Origin of the sequence: Domibacillus indicus (genome assembly GCF_000970685.1) — a bacterium.
GTDB lineage: Bacteria > Bacillota > Bacilli > Bacillales > Domibacillaceae > Domibacillus > Domibacillus indicus.
In genome coordinates this window covers 545910-567547 of the sequence record NZ_LAJB01000002.1, presented here as the reverse complement: position 1 = coordinate 567547, position 21638 = coordinate 545910, and the positions used below count along the sequence as shown (strand labels likewise).

The following is a 21638-nucleotide window of genomic DNA, read 5'->3' as shown; positions in this document are numbered from 1 at the left end:
AATATAACAATGGCTTTTGAACTACCACAACTACCTTACGCGTATGATGCACTAGAACCCCACATTGACAAAGAAACAATGAACATCCATCACACAAAACATCACAACACATATGTTACAAACTTGAATGCTGCTCTTGAAGGCAACGAAGAACTTCTTTCTAAATCAGTAGAGGAAGTAATTGCAAATCTTGATGCCGTTCCAGAATCTGCCCGCACTGCTGTCCGCAATAATGGCGGAGGCCATGCGAACCACTCTTTATTCTGGCAGCTTCTTTCTCCAAATGGCGGCGGCGCTCCATCTGGAAAACTGGCGGATGCCATTGATTCAAAATTCGGCAGCTTTGACGCGTTTAAAGAAGAGTTTGCGAAAGCCGGTGCAACACGCTTTGGTTCTGGCTGGGCGTGGCTGTCTGTCGCAAATGGTGAATTAGAGCTTTCAAGCACGCCAAACCAGGATTCTCCTATCATGGAAGGCAAAACACCGATCCTTGGCCTGGATGTATGGGAGCACGCATACTATCTAAACTATCAAAACCGCCGTCCTGACTACATTGCTGCTTTCTGGAATGTTGTTAACTGGGATGAAGTATCTAAACGTTACGAAGCAGCTCTTTAATAAAAAGCTGTTTTATAGCCGGTCCGTTCCTCGGGCCGGTTTTTTGGTGGAAAAAACCCGGCTGTTTCGTTACAATGAGGAATAGAGTAAATGAGAGAAAGAAAGGGTTAGACGGTTGAAAAAAACAAATAAAAAGAAAAAGACGCATGTGCCGTTTCGGATGAATATGCTGTTTTTTGTTGTGTTTCTCTTGTTTTCAGCACTTATTTTTCGGCTTGGTATCGTTCAGATTGTCCAGGGGGAGGACTATCAGCGGAAAATTGAACGGACAGAAGATGTAACGGTGAATACGAGCGTGCCGAGGGGGAAGATCTACGACCGTGACGGGCAAATTGTCGTTGATAATGTTCCCCAGAATGCTATTACGTATACAAGGTCTTCAAGCCCTGACACAGAGGAAATGATGGAGACAGCCGAAAAGCTTGCCGGGTTGATCGAGAAAGAGACGGATCAGGTAACAGAACGGGACATGAAAGACTTTTGGATTGGGAAACATGAAGAAAAAGCCAAAGCCAAGATAACAGAGGCAGAATGGGCTGCTTATGAGAACGATGAGCTGACAGAAGATAAAATTTATGATCTTCAGCTTGAGCGCATTACGGAAAAAGACTTAAGCGAGCTTACCGACGCAGAGCTTGAAGTACTGGCCATATACCGGGAATTTACCGCGGGCTATGCCCAGACGCCGCAAATTGTAAAAAATGAAAATGTAACAGATGTAGAGTATGCAGTTGTCAGTGAAAATTTATCTTCACTGCCAGGTGTAAATACAACAACCGATTGGGAACGGTCCTATGCGTATGACAATACCTTAAAAACCGTTCTTGGAAATATCTCTTCCTCTAAGGAAGGGCTGCCAAAAGAAATGGTAGATTACTATTTAGCCCGGGATTACAGCCGAAATGACCGGGTCGGCAAAAGTTATTTAGAATATCAGTATGAAGATATACTGCGCGGCCAGAAAACAAAAGTAAAAAATATTACGGATAAATCCGGCAATGTGCTTGACTCTGAAACGATTACAGAAGGCCGGCGGGGCAAGGATCTTGTTTTAACGATTGACATGGACCTTCAAACAGCCGTTGAACAAATTATTGAAGAGGAACTGAGAAAAGCGAAATCCGGCTATCATCCGTTTTTAGATCGGGCATTTGTCACCATGATGGACCCTAATACAGGCGAAATTCTGGCTATGGCCGGAAAAAAATACGAAGTAGTTGATGGCAGGGGAAAAATTTTCGACTTCGCACTCGGAAACATGACGACTTCTTATGCCATGGGATCAGCTGTTAAAGGAGCTACAATTCTAACCGGCTATATGACCGGTGTAAATAAGCCGGGCGAGCTTATATTGGACGAGCCTTTAAAGTTTGCCGGAACAAATCCGAAAAGCTCCTGGTTTAACCGAGGCGGCGCCATGAGCATCAGCGATACGTATGCCCTGATGCGTTCTTCCAACGTGTATATGTTTAAAACAGCGATGGAAATCGGCGGTACGCGCTATGTGAAAAATGGCGGGTTGAAAATTAATGACGAAGCTTTTCCGACGATGCGCAACTATTTCAGCCAGTTTGGCCTTGGTGTTAAAACAGGCATTGATCTGCCGAATGAGCAAGCCGGCTATAAAGGGTATGTCGATCAGCCGGGTAAAATTCTGGACTTTGCCATCGGCCAGTTTGACACGTATACACCGCTGCAGCTTGCGCAGTACGTTTCAACTATTGCCAACGGCGGCTATCGGATGCAGCCGCATATTGTAAAAGAAATCCGCGAGCCGGTATCCGAGACAAATACAATCGGCCCGGTTGCGGAAGAAATCGAACCGACTGTATTAAATACACTGCCTCTTGAGCCGGGCTGGATCGAGCAGGTACAGGAAGGATTCCGTCTTGTCGCACAGGCGTCTCAAGGAACGGCGTCAAGTTATTTCAAGGATGCTCCTTATAAAATGGCCGCCAAAACCGGAACAGCGGAAGGCGTGTATGATGGTCCGTTAAAAGAAAAAAACAAAAACGAAATGACCTGGAATGTCACGCTGGTCGGGTACGCGCCGTATGATAATCCTGAAGTAGCGATGGCCGTGGTAGTGCCATGGGCTTATGAAGACAGCTCCAGCTCGATCCCGATTAATCATTATATCGGCCGGCGTGCTATGGATAAATACTTTGAATTAAAAGAGGAAAAGTTAAAGAAAAAATCGGCTGAAGCGGTTATTGATCAAGAAATTGTCACAAAAACAAATGAAACAGAACCGGAAGCTGAAGCAACTGAATCAGAAAACGAGTAAAAAAAACAGCCTTTCCTTAAGTGGAAAGGCTGTTTTTTTATTCATAAGGTATATATTTCATAAACAGTCTGGATTTTTCATAAAAAAGATGGAATTATTTTTGATTATGAACAAAAACTACAAATACAGTCAATTCAGCAATCGCAATCGCTTTCAATAAAAAAAAGCAAGATGTATTTCGAACGATTATGCGTGATTTACAAAACCTTAACATTTCATTAAAACCTTATTAATACTATTCCTTTATTGTATTCAGTGTAGCAAACAACAAAAAACAAATTTGCAGGGGGAAATGAAGAAATGAAACCAGTCAAAGTTCTCACGTTATCAGCACTATTAGGATCGGCGCTTGTATTGGGCGCATGCAGCGAAGAAGCTGATACAGGAGCAACAACAGGAGACGGTGCTGAAGATTCAGCTGATTCAGGTGATGCACAGCTTCAAGGCGAAATCTCAATCGATGGTTCATCAACCGTTTATCCGATTGCTGAAGCGGTAGCGGAAGAATTTATGCTTGAACAGCCGGATGTAAAAGTAACAGTTGGATTGTCTGGTACTGGCGGCGGCTTTGAAAAATTTATCGCTGGCGAAACGCAAATGAGTAACGCATCGCGGCCAATTAAAGAGGAAGAATCAAAAGCTCTTGCCGATGCGGGTATTGAATACACAGAATTCCAGCTTGCTTATGATGGACTGTCTGTTGTTGTAAATAAAGACAATGACTGGGTTGACCAGTTAACTGTAGATGAATTAAAGAAAATGTGGGTGGATAACGGTACAGCCGTGAAATGGTCAGATGTGCGCGAAGGCTGGCCTGAAGAAGAAATTAAATTCTACTCGCCGGGAACAGATTCAGGTACCTATGACTATTTCAATGAAATAATTCTTGAAGATGCACAAATCAATAAAACAGCAACACTTTCTGAGGACGACAATGTTCTTGTACAGGGTGTTACAGGTGATGCAAATGCGATTGGCTACTTCGGCTATGCATACTATCTTGAAAACAAAGACAATTTAAAAGTAGTACCGATTGTTAATGGAGAGGGTAAAGCTGTTGAGCCAAATGCAGAAACAATCGAAAGCGGCGAATACGAGCCACTTTCCCGTCCATTGTTCACATATGTAGACAACGCAGCCATTGCTGATGATGAAGCGGTAGCAGCTTATACGCAATTTACACTTGAGAATGCGGCAATGCTGGCTGAAGATGTAGGCTATGTATCCCTTCCGGAAGAAAAATATACAGAACAGCTTGAAACACTTGAAGGCTTAAAATAATTTGCCACTGGATTACAAAAGCGGATAAAGACTAAATTGCACACCAATAGGGGCAGAGCCCCCTATTGGTGTGCGTGGGTTGAAAGGAGAAATCGGGTTGAAAACAACAAATAAAGAACTCAGTCCGGTTCAGCAGCTGCTTGAAAAAAAATACAACGGCGGCTTTTTGAACAGAAGTGAAAAAATTATTCCAGTAGTCTTGTTTATAATGGCAGCAGTTTCTGTTTTAACAACGTTAGGAATTGTATTAACGTTAATCTTTGAAACAATCACATTTTTTCGCGACGTATCAATCGTCGAATTTTTCACTTCCACCGATTGGTATCCATTTTCCAATACAGACCCTAGCTACGGAATCTGGCCGCTGATTTTAGGAACGTTGAAGATTACCTTAATCGCTTCTCTGTTTGCAGTTCCCATCGGTCTTGCGGTAGCATTGTATTTAAGTGAATACGCAGGTGCGCGTACCCGTAAAATTATGAAGCCAATTTTAGAGGTACTGGCTGGTGTGCCAACCATCGTTTATGGTTTTTTTGCTTTAACCTTTGTTACACCTTTATTGCGTGAAATTTTTCCGTCACTTGAACTGTTTAATGCAATCAGCCCTGGTATCGTAGTAGGAATTATGATTATTCCAACCATTGTTTCTCTTTCGGAAGATGCGCTTTCCTCGGTTCCGGAATCAGTCCGCCAGGGTGCGCTTGCGCTGGGATCTACAAAATGGGAAACAGCTTCGAAAGTTATTTTTCCGGCGGCTCTTTCCGGTATTCTTGCATCCATTGTGCTCGGCGTTTCCCGTGCGATCGGTGAAACAATGATTGTGTCAATTGCCGCAGGGTCAACACCATCTGCCTCCCTGGACTTAACAACATCTTTACAAACAATGACTTCTTATATTGTACAGGTTACGACTGGTGATGCAGGATTTGGAACAACAATTTACTATAGTATCTACTCAGTCGGATTTACGTTGTTTGTATTTACTTTAGCAATGAACCTGCTTGCACAGTTCATTTCCAAGCGTTTTAGGGAGGAATACTGATGGAAAATACAGCAAGAGTTAAGGCAGAGGAAATGGTTGGCCGTATTGATGGCCGCTTAATGAAGAACAAGGCAATCAAGGGAATTTTTTTAACAGCAACAGTGTTTACATCGATTATCTTAATTATTTTGCTTTATCGTATCATTTCTCAAGGTGCTCCTTATTTATCATGGGACTTTTTCCAAAATTTCGCTTCTCGCCGTCCTGAACAGGCAGGGATTAAAGCTGCTGTAGTCGGTACGCTCTGGATGATGAGTGTCGTTATCCCAACGGCTGCAATTCTTGGTGTCGGCACAGCTATTTATCTGGAAGAGTATGCAAAGAAGAACGCTTTAACAAGCTGGATCCAGATGAATATTTCAAACCTGGCCGGTGTTCCATCCGTTGTGTTCGGACTGCTTGGGCTAACTATTTTTGTCCGTGTTCTGGGATTTGGCAACAGTGTTTTAGCTGCAGGCTTTACGATGGCTTTGCTCGTTCTCCCGGTTATTATTGTGGCAGCCCAGGAAGCAATCCGTGCTGTTCCGAATGAATTAAAAGAAGCATCCTATGGCCTTGGGGCAACAAAGTGGCAGACGATCTACCGGGTTGTTCTTCCTTATGCCATTCCGGGTATTGCAACCGGCAGTATCCTGGCTTTTTCACGGGCAATCGGTGAAACAGCTCCGCTTATTGTCGTTGGTATTCCAACATTCGTTGCTTTTTTGCCATCTGGCTATTTGGATTCATTCACAGCTCTTCCGATGCAAATTTACAACTGGACAAGCCGGCCGCAGGTTGATTTTCACAATCTTGCAGCGGCAGGGATTATTATTTTGCTCGGTGTGCTGATTTTAATGAACTCTGTTGCCGTATGGATTCGGAATCGTTATCAAGCGAGATAAAAGCTTAAGGAAAAGTAACTGAAAATTTGGAGGTAATCTAATATGGCATTAACTGCGGTGAATTCCACAAAAAATAACCAGGCTGTCCAAGCAGAAGAACAGCTGGTTTACAATACGAAAAATTTGAATTTATGGTATGGCGATCATCATGCGCTTAAAAATATTAATCTCGGTATTAAAGAAAAAGACGTAACAGCTATTATTGGTCCATCCGGCTGCGGAAAGTCTACTTATATCAAAACGTTAAATCGTATGATTGATCTTGTGCCCGGAGTAAAAACAAACGGGATAATCGAATATCGTAAACGTGATATCTTCAGCAAAGATTTTCTTGTGGAGGAATTACGGACGCGCGTTGGCATGGTCTTTCAAAAACCAAATCCGTTTCCAAAATCGATTTATGAAAACATTGCTTTTGGCTTGAAAATTCACGGTATTAAAAACAAGCAGATTATTAATGAAACAGTTGAAAAAAGCCTGCGCGGTGCGGCTTTATGGGATGAAGTAAAAGACCGGATTCATCAGCCGGCCTACGGTTTATCTGGCGGACAGCAGCAGCGTCTTTGTATTGCGCGCTGCCTGGCACTTGAGCCGGATGTCATTTTAATGGATGAGCCAACGTCTGCGCTTGACCCGGTTTCAACTTTAAAAATAGAAGAACTTATTCAAGAGCTTAAAGAGAAATATTCCATTATTATTGTCACTCACAATATGCAGCAGGCGGCCCGTATCTCCGACAAAACGGCTTTCTTCCTTAACGGAGAAGTAGTGGAGTTCAATGCCACGGATACAATTTTCAACAGCCCTGCGGACAGCCGCACAGATGATTATATTTCAGGAAGATTTGGATAATACAAAAAGCCGGCGCTTCATGCGCCGGCTTTTCATTATAGGGAAATTTAGTTTGTTAATATTTCGGCAAGCTTTTCATCAGTCATGCCGGGCTGGAAAGTAAACGATCCTGTCTGCAGGCGGTTAGCATAACCGGTTTCCGTTAAATATTGATTAAAAGCTTCTGCATCGTCGACAAGGCCGGCCTCTTTTAACATAACGGCTACTTCAGAAGACGACATGCCTGATTCGACTAAAATTGTCACAGGCTGGGCGGCGGCTTTTCCTGGTTGGCGCTGTGCTTGGCTGGTTTGTTCTGAAGCCGGCTCTTGTTCTTTGCTGGAATCTGCTTTTTGAACTGTGTAATTTTCTTCCTCCAGCAGCTGGATCATTTCTTCTGTCGAAAGTTCTGCAGATTTATTTGATTCGGATTGATTGAATACAAACAGGGCAGCCGAAGCAGCCAGAAGCCCAATGCCAAAGGAGCGAATAGATTGTTTGGTCATACTTGATTCTCCATTCGCTTATTTACAGCTAAAATGTGTTTCACCTGATCTAGTGAAAGCGAAGATTGGGCTGCGATTTGCGGCAGTGGGGTTCCCTGCTGATAAAGTGCAATGACCTGGCTTTGAAGAATTTCATTTACTGCGGCCGGTTTTTTAATTTTGATGGGAGGAGTGTCTCCAATCAGGAGTTCTTCTTCAAGTACTTTCAGCTTTTTGTTAAATTGGTAGTGTTCCTGCAGCATTTTCATTGAGAGTTCTTCAAGTTCTTTTTCAAGATGCCGCTGCTTATCCCGGACAAAAAATGACAATAAAATAAAACAGGCACCGGCACATGCCAATCCGATTATAAGTCCGTTCATACGAAATCCCCTTTCATCTTTCTTTTTTGTTATTGTATCATAACAGGAAGTCGAGGAAAGCGGCCTGCTGGCAATTGCCGCATATTATTGAACGTGATACCATAATGGTATAACTAGTTTAGGAAATTTGCCAGACCGGGGTGATACATATTGATTGAGGAAATTGTCAAGCTGAGAAATCGAAATTTCTCCTGGGATCAAATCGAGTCGAAATTATCGATTCCAAAGCAGCAGGTAAAGCAAAAATGGCGTCGTTTTATGACGGAAAAAAAGGGCCTGGAGGTGAAAAATGAACTTCACGCCATTTTTTTATCAAAAGAGCGCCTATACTGCAGATGGCATCTTCAACCTCGTCTGTTAGAAGCGGCATTTTATTGTGAAAAGCCGTTAAATCCAGAAGTGCTGGATCTCCGGATTTTTGATGTAACGGATATTTATTTTAATGGAGCAAATGCCCACTCAGTTACTTGCATAAAAGTAACTAAAGAGGATTGCAGCTGGGTTATCAAAGGCCTGAAGCGAAATCGTTCTTATATTTGTGAACTTGGTTATTTAACAGAGCATTATACATTCTGGCCAATTTTACAGTCACACCCTGTCCACACTTCATATCAGCGGAACACAGATTATATATTTAAACTAAGGGCAGCAGAAGAATTTTACCACTATCCTTTTGACGCACCAAACTGGATTGAGCATCCAGATTGCCTGCGATAAAGCTGTAAATAGGTGAAGGAGGTAAAGGGAAATGAAGGTTTCTTTTTCAAATATCTTAATGGCAGATCATCCCTTTCGGCCTCTTGCCCTGGCCGGATCGACAATAGACAGTGAAGAAATAATAAAAATAATGAACGTGTACGGATGCCTGCTGGCGGCTGCTAATCAGGCAAAGCCGGGCAAGCCGGTAACAGCAGTAGTGAATTTGTTTGTACTGGGCTGGTTAAATGGTGTTCGTGGAAAAATGGCTGTCAACACCTTTATTGATCATCATGACCACCACATGTCGGCTGATTTATTGCGCTCGTATGATGGCTCGTTTATTCAAGCCTTTAAAGACTTAATTCACGAACGAAAGCTTCTTTTGCTGCCAGTGTCGCTCAGTCATTATCCATTAACTGCTTACACGGCAAAAGGGGCAGCTTCAGATGATTTAAAGCGGACCGCTGCTGTCTGGAAAGAATTATTTGGTGCTCCGCCGGCGTCTATCTGGCTTCCGCGCGGTGCTTATATGCCAGGAATTGATGAACTTCTTCAGCAGGCAGGCTGCCAGTTTGTTTTTCTTCCAGGCGATGCCTTTCCATTAGAAGAAGAGCCTGATGTTCATTGGATGTCGCCGCGCGGACTTGAGATTTTTCCTTATGAAGCCGAAAACAGGCAAGGAAACAGTCAGTCTGCTGTAACACTTGTTTCAATAACAGAGGAGAATGCCTGCCGGTGGTATGCTGATATTGATAAAAAGCAGACTGTAAGAGAGTGCAGTTCTTCTTCTGCCAAGCGGTTTATCCATTTTCCGCTTGCTTATGAAAACATGAATAAAGGACAGGAATTAATCACAGTTGAAGAAATTCAGCGCTGTGAACCAATTCTTTATTTAAAAGAAGAATGGGACGAAAAGTGCAGGTCTGCCATTTATGAGGCAGGGGGAGTGCTTGATCTTGAGTGGGCATATTGTATATATGCTGCCATTCACGGATTTGAAGAGGAGCTGGCAAGTGCTGTTGATTCTCTTCGATATTTACTTGATGGCGCCCGCAAGGAATTTCCGGATTTAGATTATGCTCACCAGCGTATGCGTCTGCATTATGGCGTAACTCTTTCTTCTGAAAAACCAGTTGAGCATATTGAAAAAATGGAGGGAGCTGTTCTTCTTTTAACGTGGGAATATCCGCCAAACATTGTCGGCGGCATGGCCCGCCATGTGCACGGTCTTGCTGAATCGCTCGTTTCCTCCGGGCGTGAAGTAATTGTGCTGACAGCTTCCCACCATGAATCTCCTCATTATGAAGTTGTAAAAGGTGTTCATATTTATCGAACAGGTCCGCTTCATAAAGGAGAGCGTGATTTTCTGAAGCAGACATCAGATTTAAATTTGTGTCTTTTCCAGAAGGGAACGGAGCTGATTCGTGAGTATGATGTTTCTCTTATCCATACACACGACTGGCTGACCGGGGATGCTGCCGTTTTACTGGCAGAGCAGCACCAGCTTCCGCTTGTTGCAACTATTCATGCAACAGAACATGGCCGAAACAATGGTCTTCACAATGAATTGCAGCATGCGATTGCTTCGAAAGAAAAAGCGCTTATTTCATCTTCAGATACCATTATTGTCTGCAGCCAGCCAATGAAAGAGGAATTGCGGGTTTTCTATGAGGCGATAGAAAAAGACATCTATGTGATTCCAAACGGAGTTGAATTTGAAGAACGGGTATCTGGTTCTACCCGCTTCAGCCACCTGGAACCATTTATTTTTTCGATTGGAAGAATGGTGTTTGAAAAAGGATTTCAAACATTTTTTAATATCCACTTGAAAAGCTTGAAAAAAGAAAATATTCAGTTTATTATTGCGGGGAAGGGTCCTTTGTTAGAAAACTGGCGTGAAGAAGTAAAAAAACGAGGACTCGAAGATAGAATTCACTTTGTAGGATATGTAAGTGATGAAGAAAGAAAAGCACTATTTCAATCATGCGAAGCGGCTGTTTTTCCAAGCTTATATGAGCCGTTTGGAATTGTAGCCCTCGAAGCAATGGCATTTCAAAAGCCTGTTATTGCCGCAGCGACAGGAGGGTTAAAATCCTTTGTTTTACACAAACAAACCGGCCTTTTGTTTGAACCCGGCAACGCAGAGGACTTATCGGAAAAAATATCGGCTATTTTAAATAAGCCTGATTTTGCAAAAGAACTTGGCCTTAATGGACACGAAATGGCAAAGGAGCTTTATAGCTGGAATCACATCAGTGCACAAACAGAAAAAGTATACAATCAAACCGTTTTCATAAAAAAGATGGAAGGGGTTCGTACATGATAGGCATCTTGCTTGCTGGCGGGCGTGGAAAAAGACTGCGTCCTATTACCGACCGCATACCAAAGCCAATGGTTCCTTTACTAAATAAACCTCTTTTAGATTACAACTTAAATGTTTTTAAGATGAATGGGATTTATCGGGTGATTATGACGGTTTGTTACAAAAAGGAAGTTATTCAGCAGCATGCAGGGTTTGGCAGGCAAGATGGGCTTTACATTCAATATATTGAAGAGCGAAAGCCGCTCGGTACGGCAGGAAGTTTATTTGCTTCAAGCGGCTTATTTAAAGAGACGCTGGCTATTTTAAGCGGGGATGCGCTGACGAATATCCCATTGCGCCATGTATACGATTTTCATAAAGAAAAAGGGGCACGGGTTACCATTGTTACGACGGTGGCAGACCGGCCCGAGCAGTTCGGTGTCTGTTTAACTGATCCAAAAGGAAGGCTGCTGTCGCTGTTAGAAAAACCGGCGGACGCCCACTTATGGACCAACCAGGTAAGCACGGGTATTTATTTAATTGAACCGTCTGTGTTTGAGGATTATCCTTTTCAAGGAGAAGTAGATTTTGCAAAAGATGTCTTCCCGGCTCTTCTTTCTAACCAGGAACCTGTTTATGTATATGAAACCAATGCCTATTGGCAGGATATTGGGACACATCGTGCATATAAGCTGGCAGAAAAACGGTTAAAGCGGGGAATCCAGGGGATTACCGGGCGATTAAAGCCGATTTATCCACTTTCCGATACTTTTTCCTCGCCGGCGCTGCATGGAAAAAATACAGCTGCAGACTTGCAGGAATCTTATTCATCAATGTTAAAAAAACAGGCTGGCATTTCTGATGAAAAAGTGCTATTATAGTAAAGTCGCATATGACTTGAAAATAAGCTAGACAAGTTTGGAGGGAAAAACATGCGTGTAAATATTACATTGGCTTGCACTGAGAGCGGTGACCGTAACTATATCACAACTAAAAACAAACGTAACAACCCGGATCGTCTCGAGTTGAAAAAATACAGCCCGCGATTGAAAAAAGTAACAGTGCACCGCGAAACGAAGTAAGCAGCAGGAGACTTTCCTGCTGTTTTTTTCTTTTGAGGAGGAGCGAATGGACAAAAAACAAATAAGGGAATCGATTAAGCAAAAGCTTGCCGCAATGGAGCGGCCAGTCTACGAGCAAAAAAGCTTTGAAGCTGCTTCAAAATTGTATGCGCTTGCGGAATGGAAAAAAGCAAAAACAGTTGCTTTGACTGTTTCAGCTGATTTTGAGGTAGATACATGGCAGCTGATTCGGTCGGCCTGGCTGGGGGGGAAAAAAGTATATGTACCGAAATGCCATCCTGCTGACAGAACAATGCAGTTTCACAGGCTGGACCGGTTTTCAGACCTTGAAAAAGTGTATGCAGGCCTCTATGAACCAAACCCTGAAAAAACCGTGTTGATTGAGCCGAATCAATTGGATTTAGTAATCGTACCCGGGCTTCTTTTTGAGCGAAGAGGCTTTCGTATCGGATTTGGCGGCGGCTATTATGATCGCTTTCTTTCTTCATATGAAGGGCAAACGATTTCATTAGCATTCTCCATTCAGCTTTCTGATACGCTTCCCGTCGAAAAGCACGACCTCCCCGTTCAGAAAATTGTGACCGAAAAAGAAGTAATCGTTTGCTAAAAGCTGCTCTTCTTTCTTTACCGTCCGGGCCAGTTCCGTTATAGTTGTATCAACAGGATGGACGAAAGTAGTGATAAAATGACAGCTCAAACTGACGTGATTTTTTGGCGGCTTGCTTATTTTTTTGTCGTTGAACAGGAATATACGCTGGCAAGGTTGAACCAGGATCGAAATGAAATGCTGCTTGAGAACCGCTCGCTCAAAGAAGCGTCGATTATCAGGCTGTCCAGGCAGAATCTTGGCTGGGCGGCTGAGCTCAGGCGGACTGTTGAAAAAACAGTATGGATTGGCGAAAAGTTTCGAAAGCAGGCAGGGATAAGAAAGCTGTCAATTCTCAATGTCGTTGTCTCTCCCTATAAACCGGTTGATGAATTTTTGCCATTTATTAAACCGATTGAAAGCGGTAAAACAAAAGTTTTAACCGTTCTCTTCACAGAAAACGAAGTAGCCGAGCCGCTTCAGCAATTAGAAGCGGTGCTTCCGCAGGCTCCGGAGCAGAGAGATTTTGACGGCGGGGAAGATGAAGCAGCAGCTTATGAGCGGGCAGTATTGTCTCATGAAGTAAAACGGAAAGAAGAAGAAAGACGTTTTTTTCATTATGGAAAGCCTTTCTTCACCTATCTTTTTACCGCTGTTAATATCATTATGTTTTTTCTTATGACCTTTTTCGGGGGAAGCACAAATACACAGGTGCTTTTACAGTTTGGTGCGAAATTTAACCCGCTTATTTTAGAGGGTGAATGGTGGCGCTTTATTACACCAATTTTTCTGCATATCGGGCTGCTGCATCTATTAATGAATTCAATGGCTTTGTATTATTTGGGAACGGCTGTTGAACAAATATACGGCCGACTGCGCTTTTTATGGATTTATCTTTTTTCCGGCTTCACAGGCAGTCTGCTAAGCTTTTTACTGACCCCCAATTTATCTGCTGGTGCGAGCGGTGCTATATTCGGTCTGTTTGGCGCTCTTCTTTATTTCGGTGTTACCAAACCCAAACTGTTTTTCCGCACCATGGGAATGAATATCCTGGTTGTTATTGGGATTAATCTGGCGTTTGGGTTTACGGTGCCTGGAATTGATAATGCAGGCCATATTGGCGGGTTAATTGGCGGATTTTTAGCGACAGGCGTGGTCCATTTTCCGAAAAAGCGGCGCTGGTTTCAGCAGGCGGCCTTTTCAGCAGGAGCATTGGTCTTAGTGAGTGCCGGTTTATTTTTAGGATTTGAGCGCGGATATGCTGCACTGGATGCTAAATCAGTCAATATGCAGGCATCCAAAGAACTGGAGGCTGGAAATCATGAAGAAGCGGAACGTGTACTGTTAAATTTTCTCCAGAACAATGGTGAACCGACCGCTGAAACATATTTTCACCTGGGCTTTATTGAAGCGAAAAATGGAAGTCTTGAACAAGCGGAAAAGCATTTTAGGGAAGCAGTCTCATTGCGGAGTGATTTTCCAGAAGCGCATTTTAATTTAGCGCTTATTTATTCGGAACAAGGCAAACGGAGCAAGGCAGCAGCATCGGCAGCGGAAGCGGTAAAGTATGCGCCGGGCGAGCAGGCCTACCAGGACCTTGCCAATAAGCTGAACAATGAATAAAAGCAGGGTGAAAATATGAAAACAATTTTTGATGTGCAGCAGCTGCTGAAACGCTACGGTGTGTTTGTTTATATCGGCAATCGGGTGGCAGATTTGCAATTGATGGAACTTGAGCTGAAAGAGCTTTATCAATCCCAGCTGGTTGAACTGGAAGACTTCCAAATGGCGTTGCTTCTACTGCGCCGGCAGATTGCAATTGAAAAAGAAAAAGAACAGGAGAGGTAACTATGGGGGAAAAACGGCTTGCTGCATTTGATATTGGCGGCACTTCAATTAAAATGGCTTTTCTAACAACAGAAGGGGAAGTGATCCGTAAATGGGCCATTGCAACTGACCGTTCGGACAGCGGTGCAAATATCGTTGGAGATATTGCCCGGTCTTTTTATAAAGAATTAGCGGCAGACGGGCTTACAGCTGCTGATATAATTGCAGCAGGGGTCGGGGCTCCAGGCCCTGCCGATCCAGTGGAGGGAACAATCTCGGGAGCCGTTAATATTGGCTGGTCGAATGGATATCCATTAAAAAGGCTGCTGGAAGAAGCTATAGAGCTGCCTGTCTTTATTGAAAACGATGCAAATTGTGCCGCGCTTGGTGAGATGTGGCGCGGAGCAGGAAGCGGCGCTGGAGATGTTGTTTGTATAACACTGGGGACAGGCGTTGGCGGCGGCGTAGTATCGAAGGGAATGATTGTTACAGGAGTAAATGGCTCGGCTGGAGAAATTGGCCATATAACCGTGATTCCAGAAGGAGGGAGCCTTTGTAACTGCGGCAAGCATGGCTGTCTTGAGACAGTTGCTTCAGCTACCGGAATTGTTAATTTGTATAAACAAGAAGGAAAGCAGGCACCAGATGCCCGAACGGTATTTGAACAAGCAGCGGCCGGAGATGAATCAGCCAGACGTGTTATTGATCGCTGCGCGTTCTATCTGGGGCTGGCCGTTGGCAATATAGCGAACACTGTTAATCCGGCTAAAATTGTAATCGGGGGCGGTGTGTCCGAGGCGGGTGATGCATTAATGCTGCCATTGGAAGCATATGTAAAGCAGTTTACATTCCCGCGCGCAATGGATGTTCTTTCATTAGAAAAAGCCCAGCTGGGCAACGATGCCGGGGTAATTGGCGCGGCATACCTGGCTAAAGTTATGACAGTTCAATAAAACTGAAAAAACAGCCCTCTTATTGAAGGCTGTTTTTTTTTTTGAAACTTTTTTCGAATGTATGCGTATGATTGAACAAGCGAAATCGTCATGCGACTATTATATAAAGTTACTTTGGCGTTCTGTTTGATTTTTTGTAAAAAAAGTATTAAGATTGTGAAAGGCAATTTACAAAAGGTTAAAAAAGGTTTTAACCCCTGAACGTTGTTACAGACGTAACGAGGAGGCTGGGAAAATGAAAAGAACATTACACAGCAACGTTTCCCTTATCGCTGTCGCTGTTTTGTTCTTATGGATGAAAACATATATCGTCTATAAAACAAGTTTTAACATGGATATTGAAAACGCCCTGCAGGAGTTTATTTTATTAATTAACCCGCTCAGCTTTATCATGCTGGCAATGGGTCTGGGCTTTTTCTTTAAGCGTGATAAAGTACGTAATCGATACTTGCTGGGTATGAGCTTTTTCTTAAGCTTTCTATTGTTTGCAAATGTTGTTTTTTACCGTTTTTTTAACGACTTTATTACGCTGCCGCTTTTATTTCAAACAAGCAACTTTGCCGATCTGGGCAATAGTGTAACAGAAGAATTTCATGCAGCCGATATTTTATATTTTGCAGATGTCATTCTTTTACTTTTTCTGCTTAAATTCAAGCCTTCGGTTGTAAAGTTTCAGCCAATGTCCAAAATGAACCGCCGGGCCTACTTTTTATCCGCTGCTGCACTTATGTTTTTAAACCTCGGGTTAGCAGAAATTGAGCGTCCGCAGCTGCTGACAAGAACGTTTGACCGGGAAATGCTTGTGAAAAACATTGGCACATTCAACTATCATATTTACGATATTTTCTTACAATCTAAATCTTCCGCCCAGCGTGCTCTGGCAAATGGAAGTGAATTAACGGAAATCCAGAACTTCTCAGATGCCAATTACGCAGCACCAAATGATGAGTTATTTGGTATTGCAAAAGGGAAAAATTTAATTATGGTATCAGTAGAATCTACTCAAGCATTTGTGATGAATAATACGGTGAATGGCCAGGAGATTACGCCATTTTTAAATGACTTTGCTAAAGAAAGCTTAAATTTCACGAATTTTTATCATCAGACTGGTCAGGGTAAAACCTCGGATGCAGAATTTTTAACGGAAAATTCGCTGTACCCGTTGAGCCGGGGAGCGGTTTTCTTCACACATTCAGGAAATGAATTTAATTCAATGGCTGAAAGACTTGAAGAAAATGGTTATTTCTCGAATGCTATGCATGCAAACAACAAAAGCTTTTGGAACCGTGATATTATGTATGAATCGATTGGATATGAACGCTTTTATAATGTTAATGATTATGAAGTTAACGAAGATAACAGCGTAAACTGGGGAATGAAAGATATACCTTTCTTCGAACAGTCTGTTGGGTTAATGAAAGAAATGCCGCAGCCTTTTTATTCTAAAATGATTACACTGACAAACCATCATCCTTTCTATTATGACGATGAAGACAAATTGATTGAGGAATTCAATTCGAACAGCGGAACGTTAAACCGTTATTTTGTCACAGTCCGGTATACCGATGAGGCGTTAAAAACATTTGTAGAAGATTTAAAAAAAGCAGGACTTTATGAGAATTCAGTTATTGTTCTGTACGGAGACCATTATGGAATTTCGGAGAATCATAATGAAGCAATGGCTCAATATCTTGGCAAGGAAGTGACACCTTATGTGTCGGCTGAGTTGCAAAAAGTGCCATTTATGATTCATATTCCTGGAGTAAAAGGAAAAGAGATTTCAACTGTTGGAGGCCAGGTAGATGTCCGGCCGACTTTGCTCCACCTTTTAGGAATTGATACGAAAGAAGATATTCAATTCGGCCAGGATTTATTGTCTGCAGAACATGAAAATTTTGCGGCGTTCCGGGACGGCCGTTTTATAACGAAAGATTACGTGTATGCTGGCGATGCATGCTGGGATAAAGCAACAGGAGAACAAATTGATTCTGCAGCATGTGCTCCATATATTGAAAAAGCTGCCACAGAATTAAGCTACTCTGATCGTGTTATTTATGGCGATTTGCTTCGTTTTTATGATCCGGATTCAGCATTACAGAAACAATAAAAAAACTGCCCTTTAAGGGCAGTTTTTTTAATGGGCTGCTGGATAGCCGTGATGCAAAATAGTCATGATAGTAAACCACCCAATAACACCAGCGGTGCCAAGACCGAAGAAAATTCCAAGCAAATTTTTGTTTTTCAATGCACTGATTGTGCTGAATACTGCAAGAATAGCGATAAGAGCAAAAATAATAGTTAAACCGTTCATCGTCTCAAACCCCCTTTAAACAAAATCAAATAGAACTATGTAATGTTAAAATACAACTTAATTGTATAAGTTTTTTCTTTTTTTGTCGAGAGTGAAAGCGGATAATTCTTTTAACGCCGGCGATTTCCTGTTACGATACAAAAGGATAAAGAGAAAGGTGGAGATAATATGGATTGGACACAATTGCCCCTTGGTCCATTGCAAACAAACTGTTATGTGCTTTCACATCAATCAAAATGTATTCTTCTTGATCCTGGTTCGGAAGGAGAGAAGCTCATTCAATGGCTGAACGAAAATAAACTGGAGCCAATTTCCATTTTGCTGACACATGCTCATTTTGATCATATTGGGGCTGTTAAAGAGCTTAAACAAACATTTGACATTCCCGTTTATCTTCATAAAGAGGAAAAACAATGGCTTGAAAATCCAGAATTAAACGGATCTGCCCGGTTTGGAATGGGATCTATTACTGCTCCTCCGGCGGACGTTATCCTGGATCAGGAACAAGAGCTTTCCATTGGTCCTTTTACTTTTCAGCTTCTCTATACACCAGGCCATTCGCCCGGCAGCATTTCTTATTATTTTGAAGAGGGCGGTGCTTTGTTTGCCGGTGATACACTTTTTATGGGCAGCATTGGGCGGACAGATCTTCCGGGAGGAAATCATCAAGAGCTGCTTGCGAGTATTCATCAAAAAATAATGTCGCTGCCTGAAGAAACGATTGTGCTTCCAGGACATGGACCGGCGACATCCATTATAGCGGAAATGGACAGCAATCCTTTTTTGAATGGGTTTTAAATAGCAGGTAAAATTGAAAAAAACGAGAACACCGCTGTGGTGTTCTCGTTTTTTTATCCCGTATACTTCATGATTTGTTTCTTTTTCGCAAGGCTTCTTAGTTTTTCGGGATTATAGCCGACAACAAGGTTCTGTCCATCTGTCAGAATGGGACGGCGAAGCAGTTTCGGCTCTTTAATCAGTAAATCAATAACATCGGATAAAGGCATTTCATCTACCTCAATATTCAGTGATTTAAACATGCGGCTGCGGGTCGCAAGCAATTCATCAAGGCCTTCGGAAGTCATTGAAAGAAGTGTTAATAATTCCTTTTTTGTCGGTGTTTCACGGAAAATATGGCGCTCTTTTACTTCAACTGAATGAGCAGAAAGCCATTTTTTCGTTTTTCTACAGGAGGTACAGCTCGGATACGTAAAAAAAGTAACGGCAGACATTTGGCAGTCCCCTTTCTTTTTAGCTTACATTAACTATACAATAGTTGTACAATGATTGTACAGAGATATCACTTATTTTGTTTGTGGGCTATTACAGAGAAGGGTGACAAATTTCAGACTTATGCTTCACAGTTATATTTTGAAGCTTTTAAGAGTGAATAAATGCTTTGTGGGAGATAAAACCACCCTGGTTTATACAGAACGCTTTTAAAAGAGAGTGAGTGGGAAAGATTTATTTAAAGAAGGACCAGCAGGGAAAGACTTCCTGTTAAACGTTTTATTTCTGATGCGACGGGCATAAAGCGGGTAAAAGAAACGTTTACAATTATCTATCAATTCCTTTATAATATGATATTGATGGAGTAAATCCACAAAGGGGGGATACATAATGGATCGGATGTTTCGAGTGATGGGATTCTGGACAGGGATATTTGCTTTAATGTTTTATCTCGGTCACATGAACATTACTGCTCTGCTTTTCCTCGGTCAAACTGGCTTTTTCTTTTTATTAGGGTATTTACGTCTTTCTGAACGCATGTACATTTATGTTTTTGGTGCATACTTGACCGTTTTCTTTGCAGGATTTACATATTGGTCAACGTTTATGATGACACCAGGAAGCGGAGGTCATTAAGATTAACCAAAGCCTTTAAAGCAATTCTGCTTTAAAGGCTTTTATTAATTTTTTGTAAATATGTGTAAAAAGAACTGAAATATAAAAGTTTTTATAGTATGCTATGCTTAACAAAAGAAAGAAGGTGATAATGTGCAGGTCGACCAAAAAATAGAACAAATACTGAATGCCGCCATCAGCGTTCAGGCGACGGATATTCATTTAATTCCAAAGGAAAATGGTTATTTAATGAAAATGCGCACTGGAGGAAGCCTTTCAAAAAGTGATTCATTCTCGATTCGTGAAGGGGAACGGCTTATCGCCTACTTAAAATTCACTGCTTCGATGGATATTGGTGAAAAACGAAAACCTCAAAGCGGCTCTTTTCGCCAGATAATTAATGGACATCCATTTTCGCTGCGCATTTCTACACTTCCGGCTGTCCCCCACAAAGAAAGCCTCGTTGTTCGTGTTTTGCCCCAGGAATCTGTTTTATCTCTTTCTGAACTCACCTTATTTCCCTATACGGCTGCGAAATTAACTTCTCTCTTAAGCCATCCGCACGGAATGATTCTTCTTAGCGGTCCTACCGGAAGCGGAAAATCAACTACCCTTTATTCCCTGATTCAGCATTGTGCTCTTCACTTAAATAAGCATGTGATTACACTTGAAGACCCTGTTGAAAAACAACAGGACGCATTTGTTCAAATACAAGTCAATGAAAAAGCAGGCATCACCTATTCAACCGGCTTAAAAGCCATTTTGCGCCATGATCCAGACGTAATTATGGTAGGAGAAATTCGGGACGAAGAAACAGCGCGTGCTGCTGTAAAAAGTGCTCTTACTGGCCACCTGGTTTTGTCAACCATTCATGCCCGGGATGCCGAGGGGGTGGTTGGAAGATTAATAGAACTGGGGATAACACGTCATGAAATTACACAAACACTGACCGGTATTACCGCCCAGCGGCTTGTTCGTATTGTTTGCCCGAAATGCGGTGCATCCTGTAAAGAAACTTGCGGGCAAGCCGCCCGCCAGGCCATTGTCTGTGAATTGCTGTCTGGAGAGACGTTAAGAAAAGTACTGGCAGAAGAAACGCTGTCTGGCTATCAAAAATTGAATGATGAATTAAGAAAGGGAGTGGCGTATGGATTCATCACCTGGAAGGAGTGGGCTCGCTGGCATTTTAGCGAAAAAACTGTCCGCGAAAAACGGTGCTGATTTTATTATCCGGCTGGGTGAAATGCTGAAGAAAGGATTTACAATCGGCGATGCAGTTAATTTTCTAATGATCCATATTCCGGGCTTAAATAAAAAACAAATAGCATCCGTTCGAAAATCGCTTCAAAATGGTACCCCGCTTCATGAAATAATGGCAATTATAAATGTGCCTTCGCTTATCTGCCTGCAGATTTATTTTGCTGAACAGCATGGGAATGTGCAGGAAACTCTCATCCATGCGGGAACACAATGGAAAAAAGCAGAACAATCAAAAGAAAGGCTTGTCAAGCTTCTCCACTATCCAGTATTTCTGTTTATGATGCTCGTGATTTTATTGGCTGTTTTAAATACCTTCGTCCTTCCTCAGTTTCGCGATCTGCATGCTTCAATGGGCTACAAACCGCAGGGACTCACTGCGCTGCTGCTTCTCTTTCTTCAGTGGGCGCCGCCCGCTGTTCTTCTTTTAGTCCCTGCCTCAGCAGGAGCCGGCCTTTTTTTATACACCCGCTATAAGCTTCTTTCACCTCCAAGCAGAGCCGATATGCTTTCAAAGATTCCTTATATCCGAATGTTGTTTCGACTTTATTTTACCAGGCTGTTTGCACGCGAAACCGCTCAATTGCTGAACAGCGGATTTTCTGTAAATGAGCTGCTCCATATATTTGAAAAACAGGATATCTATCCGATGCTGCGCGCTGTCTCGCAGAAAATAAACAGTCAATTGGTAAAGGGGGAAACATTACAGGAAGCAGTTGCCGGCATTTCATGGTTTGACCGGAAGATAGCAGCTTTAATCAGTCATGGCGGCGCAAACGGGAGGACAGGCGAGGAATTGCTTTTATACGCCGAATTTTGCGATCAGCTTGTTGAAGATAAAATAAAAAAAATAACAGGAATTATTCAACCGGCTGTTTTTTTAATCATTGGAATGACTGTAATGGCCGTTTATTTATCCGTTATGCTCCCAATGTTTGAGATGATTGGCTCTGTTTAACAAGAAGGAG

At 42.4% G+C, this 21638-nt stretch carries 23 protein-coding genes; 19 read left to right on the top strand and 4 right to left on the bottom strand.

Features of this window, described 5'->3' with window-relative positions:
- Nucleotides 1-9: 9 nt before the first annotated feature.
- From VP98_RS03255 to pstB, 6 genes are all read left to right on the top strand, one after another.
- Entirely contained in the window at nucleotides 10-618 is a 609-nt protein-coding gene (locus VP98_RS03255; protein ID WP_046173843.1) for a superoxide dismutase, read from the top strand.
- A gap of 160 nt (nucleotides 619-778) precedes the next feature.
- A complete protein-coding gene (locus VP98_RS03250; RefSeq protein WP_082087828.1) occupies nucleotides 779-2905 on the top strand; it encodes a peptidoglycan D,D-transpeptidase FtsI family protein in 2127 nt (708 codons plus the stop codon).
- Nucleotides 2906-3205: 300 nt separating this feature from the next.
- The gene (locus tag VP98_RS03245) at nucleotides 3206-4186 is read left to right on the top strand and encodes a PstS family phosphate ABC transporter substrate-binding protein (protein ID WP_046173841.1); all 981 of its coding nucleotides are present in this window, start codon (nucleotides 3206-3208) and stop codon (nucleotides 4184-4186) included.
- A 97-nt stretch (nucleotides 4187-4283) separates the two neighbouring features.
- Nucleotides 4284-5228, top strand: coding sequence for a phosphate ABC transporter permease subunit PstC (gene pstC, locus VP98_RS03240; protein ID WP_046173840.1), 945 nt, complete (start codon nucleotides 4284-4286; stop codon nucleotides 5226-5228).
- On the top strand, nucleotides 5228-6112 hold the full coding sequence (pstA, locus tag VP98_RS03235) for a phosphate ABC transporter permease PstA (RefSeq protein WP_046173839.1): 885 nt from the start codon (nucleotides 5228-5230) through the stop codon (nucleotides 6110-6112). Before pstC ends, pstA begins: the two co-directional genes overlap by 1 nt.
- 42 nt (nucleotides 6113-6154) lie before the next feature.
- On the top strand, nucleotides 6155-6964 hold the full coding sequence (gene pstB / locus VP98_RS03230) for a phosphate ABC transporter ATP-binding protein PstB (protein WP_046173838.1): 810 nt from the start codon (nucleotides 6155-6157) through the stop codon (nucleotides 6962-6964).
- 47 nt (nucleotides 6965-7011) lie between these two features.
- Here the strand turns inward: pstB and VP98_RS03225 are convergent, their stop codons facing one another.
- Nucleotides 7012-7449 (bottom strand): endolytic transglycosylase MltG, encoded by a 438-nt coding sequence (locus tag VP98_RS03225; RefSeq protein WP_046173837.1) that lies wholly within the window; start codon nucleotides 7447-7449, stop codon nucleotides 7012-7014.
- The gene (locus VP98_RS03220; RefSeq protein WP_046173836.1) at nucleotides 7446-7808 is read right to left on the bottom strand and encodes a helix-turn-helix domain-containing protein; all 363 of its coding nucleotides are present in this window, start codon (nucleotides 7806-7808) and stop codon (nucleotides 7446-7448) included. Before VP98_RS03220 ends, VP98_RS03225 begins: the two co-directional genes overlap by 4 nt.
- 150 nt (nucleotides 7809-7958) lie before the next feature.
- Between VP98_RS03220 and VP98_RS03215 the strand changes: the two genes are divergently transcribed.
- The 9 genes from VP98_RS03215 (at nucleotide 7959) to VP98_RS03175 (ending at nucleotide 17364) form a co-directional block, all read left to right on the top strand.
- A complete protein-coding gene (locus tag VP98_RS03215; protein ID WP_046173835.1) occupies nucleotides 7959-8525 on the top strand; it encodes a DUF4912 domain-containing protein in 567 nt (188 codons plus the stop codon).
- 31 nt (nucleotides 8526-8556) lie between these two features.
- Nucleotides 8557-10830: a glycosyltransferase gene (locus VP98_RS18205; protein ID WP_052712114.1), complete on the top strand. Its 2274-nt coding sequence runs from the start codon at nucleotides 8557-8559 to the stop codon at nucleotides 10828-10830.
- Entirely contained in the window at nucleotides 10827-11690 is an 864-nt protein-coding gene (locus VP98_RS03205) for a nucleotidyltransferase family protein (RefSeq protein ID WP_046173834.1), read from the top strand. Before VP98_RS18205 ends, VP98_RS03205 begins: the two co-directional genes overlap by 4 nt.
- A gap of 51 nt (nucleotides 11691-11741) precedes the next feature.
- The gene (gene rpmG / locus VP98_RS03200; protein WP_045850975.1) at nucleotides 11742-11891 is read left to right on the top strand and encodes a 50S ribosomal protein L33; all 150 of its coding nucleotides are present in this window, start codon (nucleotides 11742-11744) and stop codon (nucleotides 11889-11891) included.
- A 46-nt stretch (nucleotides 11892-11937) separates the two neighbouring features.
- Nucleotides 11938-12498, top strand: coding sequence for a 5-formyltetrahydrofolate cyclo-ligase (locus VP98_RS03195; RefSeq protein WP_046173833.1), 561 nt, complete (start codon nucleotides 11938-11940; stop codon nucleotides 12496-12498).
- Nucleotides 12499-12576: 78 nt separating this feature from the next.
- The gene (locus VP98_RS03190; protein ID WP_046173832.1) at nucleotides 12577-14100 is read left to right on the top strand and encodes a rhomboid family intramembrane serine protease; all 1524 of its coding nucleotides are present in this window, start codon (nucleotides 12577-12579) and stop codon (nucleotides 14098-14100) included.
- Nucleotides 14101-14115: 15 nt separating this feature from the next.
- Nucleotides 14116-14325, top strand: a complete 210-nt coding sequence (locus VP98_RS03185) for a YqgQ family protein (protein WP_046173831.1) — start codon at nucleotides 14116-14118, stop codon at nucleotides 14323-14325.
- 2 nt (nucleotides 14326-14327) lie between these two features.
- Complete coding sequence (locus VP98_RS03180; protein ID WP_046173830.1) at nucleotides 14328-15257, top strand: ROK family glucokinase; 930 nt, start codon at nucleotides 14328-14330, stop codon at nucleotides 15255-15257.
- Nucleotides 15258-15492: 235 nt separating this feature from the next.
- A complete protein-coding gene (locus VP98_RS03175; RefSeq protein ID WP_046173829.1) occupies nucleotides 15493-17364 on the top strand; it encodes an LTA synthase family protein in 1872 nt (623 codons plus the stop codon).
- Between the two features lie 27 nt (nucleotides 17365-17391).
- Here the strand turns inward: VP98_RS03175 and VP98_RS18450 are convergent, their stop codons facing one another.
- On the bottom strand, nucleotides 17392-17568 hold the full coding sequence (locus tag VP98_RS18450; RefSeq protein ID WP_046173828.1) for a DUF2759 domain-containing protein: 177 nt from the start codon (nucleotides 17566-17568) through the stop codon (nucleotides 17392-17394).
- A gap of 168 nt (nucleotides 17569-17736) precedes the next feature.
- On the opposite strand from VP98_RS18450, the gene VP98_RS03165 reads away from it, so the two are divergent.
- A complete protein-coding gene (locus VP98_RS03165; RefSeq protein WP_046173827.1) occupies nucleotides 17737-18366 on the top strand; it encodes an MBL fold metallo-hydrolase in 630 nt (209 codons plus the stop codon).
- A gap of 53 nt (nucleotides 18367-18419) precedes the next feature.
- Here VP98_RS03165 and VP98_RS03160 read toward each other — a convergent pair whose 3' ends face one another.
- Complete coding sequence (locus VP98_RS03160; protein WP_046173826.1) at nucleotides 18420-18800, bottom strand: Spx/MgsR family RNA polymerase-binding regulatory protein; 381 nt, start codon at nucleotides 18798-18800, stop codon at nucleotides 18420-18422.
- A gap of 388 nt (nucleotides 18801-19188) precedes the next feature.
- Here VP98_RS03160 and VP98_RS03155 point away from each other — a divergent pair, with 388 nt between their 5' ends.
- The 3 genes from VP98_RS03155 (at nucleotide 19189) to comGB (ending at nucleotide 21628) form a co-directional block, all read left to right on the top strand.
- Nucleotides 19189-19434, top strand: coding sequence for a DUF2626 domain-containing protein (locus VP98_RS03155; RefSeq protein ID WP_046173825.1), 246 nt, complete (start codon nucleotides 19189-19191; stop codon nucleotides 19432-19434).
- Nucleotides 19435-19566: 132 nt separating this feature from the next.
- Nucleotides 19567-20634, top strand: coding sequence for a competence type IV pilus ATPase ComGA (gene comGA, locus VP98_RS03150; protein ID WP_046173824.1), 1068 nt, complete (start codon nucleotides 19567-19569; stop codon nucleotides 20632-20634).
- Nucleotides 20561-21628 carry a competence type IV pilus assembly protein ComGB gene (comGB, locus tag VP98_RS03145; protein WP_046173823.1) on the top strand — a complete coding sequence of 356 codons (1068 nt, stop codon included), beginning with the start codon at nucleotides 20561-20563 and terminating at the stop codon, nucleotides 21626-21628. The genes comGA and comGB overlap by 74 nt, the downstream gene beginning before the upstream one ends.
- The last annotated feature ends 10 nt before the right edge of the window (nucleotides 21629-21638 follow it).

Bases quoted from the DNA above. Each gene is read 5' to 3' on its own strand.
- VP98_RS03255 (WP_046173843.1), top strand. From the start codon at position 10: ATGGCTTTTGAACTACCACAACTACCTTACGCGTATGATGCACTAGAA.
- VP98_RS03250 (WP_082087828.1), top strand. From the start codon at position 779: ATGAATATGCTGTTTTTTGTTGTGTTTCTCTTGTTTTCAGCACTTATT.
- VP98_RS03245 (WP_046173841.1), top strand. From the start codon at position 3,206: ATGAAACCAGTCAAAGTTCTCACGTTATCAGCACTATTAGGATCGGCG.
- pstA (WP_046173839.1), top strand. From the start codon at position 5,228: ATGGAAAATACAGCAAGAGTTAAGGCAGAGGAAATGGTTGGCCGTATT.
- pstB (WP_046173838.1), top strand. From the start codon at position 6,155: ATGGCATTAACTGCGGTGAATTCCACAAAAAATAACCAGGCTGTCCAA.
- VP98_RS03225 (WP_046173837.1), bottom strand. From the start codon at position 7,449: ATGACCAAACAATCTATTCGCTCCTTTGGCATTGGGCTTCTGGCTGCT.
- VP98_RS03220 (WP_046173836.1), bottom strand. From the start codon at position 7,808: ATGAACGGACTTATAATCGGATTGGCATGTGCCGGTGCCTGTTTTATT.
- VP98_RS18205 (WP_052712114.1), top strand. From the start codon at position 8,557: ATGAAGGTTTCTTTTTCAAATATCTTAATGGCAGATCATCCCTTTCGG.
- VP98_RS03205 (WP_046173834.1), top strand. From the start codon at position 10,827: ATGATAGGCATCTTGCTTGCTGGCGGGCGTGGAAAAAGACTGCGTCCT.
- rpmG (WP_045850975.1), top strand. From the start codon at position 11,742: ATGCGTGTAAATATTACATTGGCTTGCACTGAGAGCGGTGACCGTAAC.
- VP98_RS03195 (WP_046173833.1), top strand. From the start codon at position 11,938: ATGGACAAAAAACAAATAAGGGAATCGATTAAGCAAAAGCTTGCCGCA.
- VP98_RS03190 (WP_046173832.1), top strand. From the start codon at position 12,577: ATGACAGCTCAAACTGACGTGATTTTTTGGCGGCTTGCTTATTTTTTT.
- VP98_RS03185 (WP_046173831.1), top strand. From the start codon at position 14,116: ATGAAAACAATTTTTGATGTGCAGCAGCTGCTGAAACGCTACGGTGTG.
- VP98_RS03180 (WP_046173830.1), top strand. From the start codon at position 14,328: ATGGGGGAAAAACGGCTTGCTGCATTTGATATTGGCGGCACTTCAATT.
- VP98_RS03175 (WP_046173829.1), top strand. From the start codon at position 15,493: ATGAAAAGAACATTACACAGCAACGTTTCCCTTATCGCTGTCGCTGTT.
- VP98_RS18450 (WP_046173828.1), bottom strand. From the start codon at position 17,568: ATGAACGGTTTAACTATTATTTTTGCTCTTATCGCTATTCTTGCAGTA.
- VP98_RS03165 (WP_046173827.1), top strand. From the start codon at position 17,737: ATGGATTGGACACAATTGCCCCTTGGTCCATTGCAAACAAACTGTTAT.
- VP98_RS03160 (WP_046173826.1), bottom strand. From the start codon at position 18,800: ATGTCTGCCGTTACTTTTTTTACGTATCCGAGCTGTACCTCCTGTAGA.
- VP98_RS03155 (WP_046173825.1), top strand. From the start codon at position 19,189: ATGGATCGGATGTTTCGAGTGATGGGATTCTGGACAGGGATATTTGCT.
- comGB (WP_046173823.1), top strand. From the start codon at position 20,561: ATGGATTCATCACCTGGAAGGAGTGGGCTCGCTGGCATTTTAGCGAAA.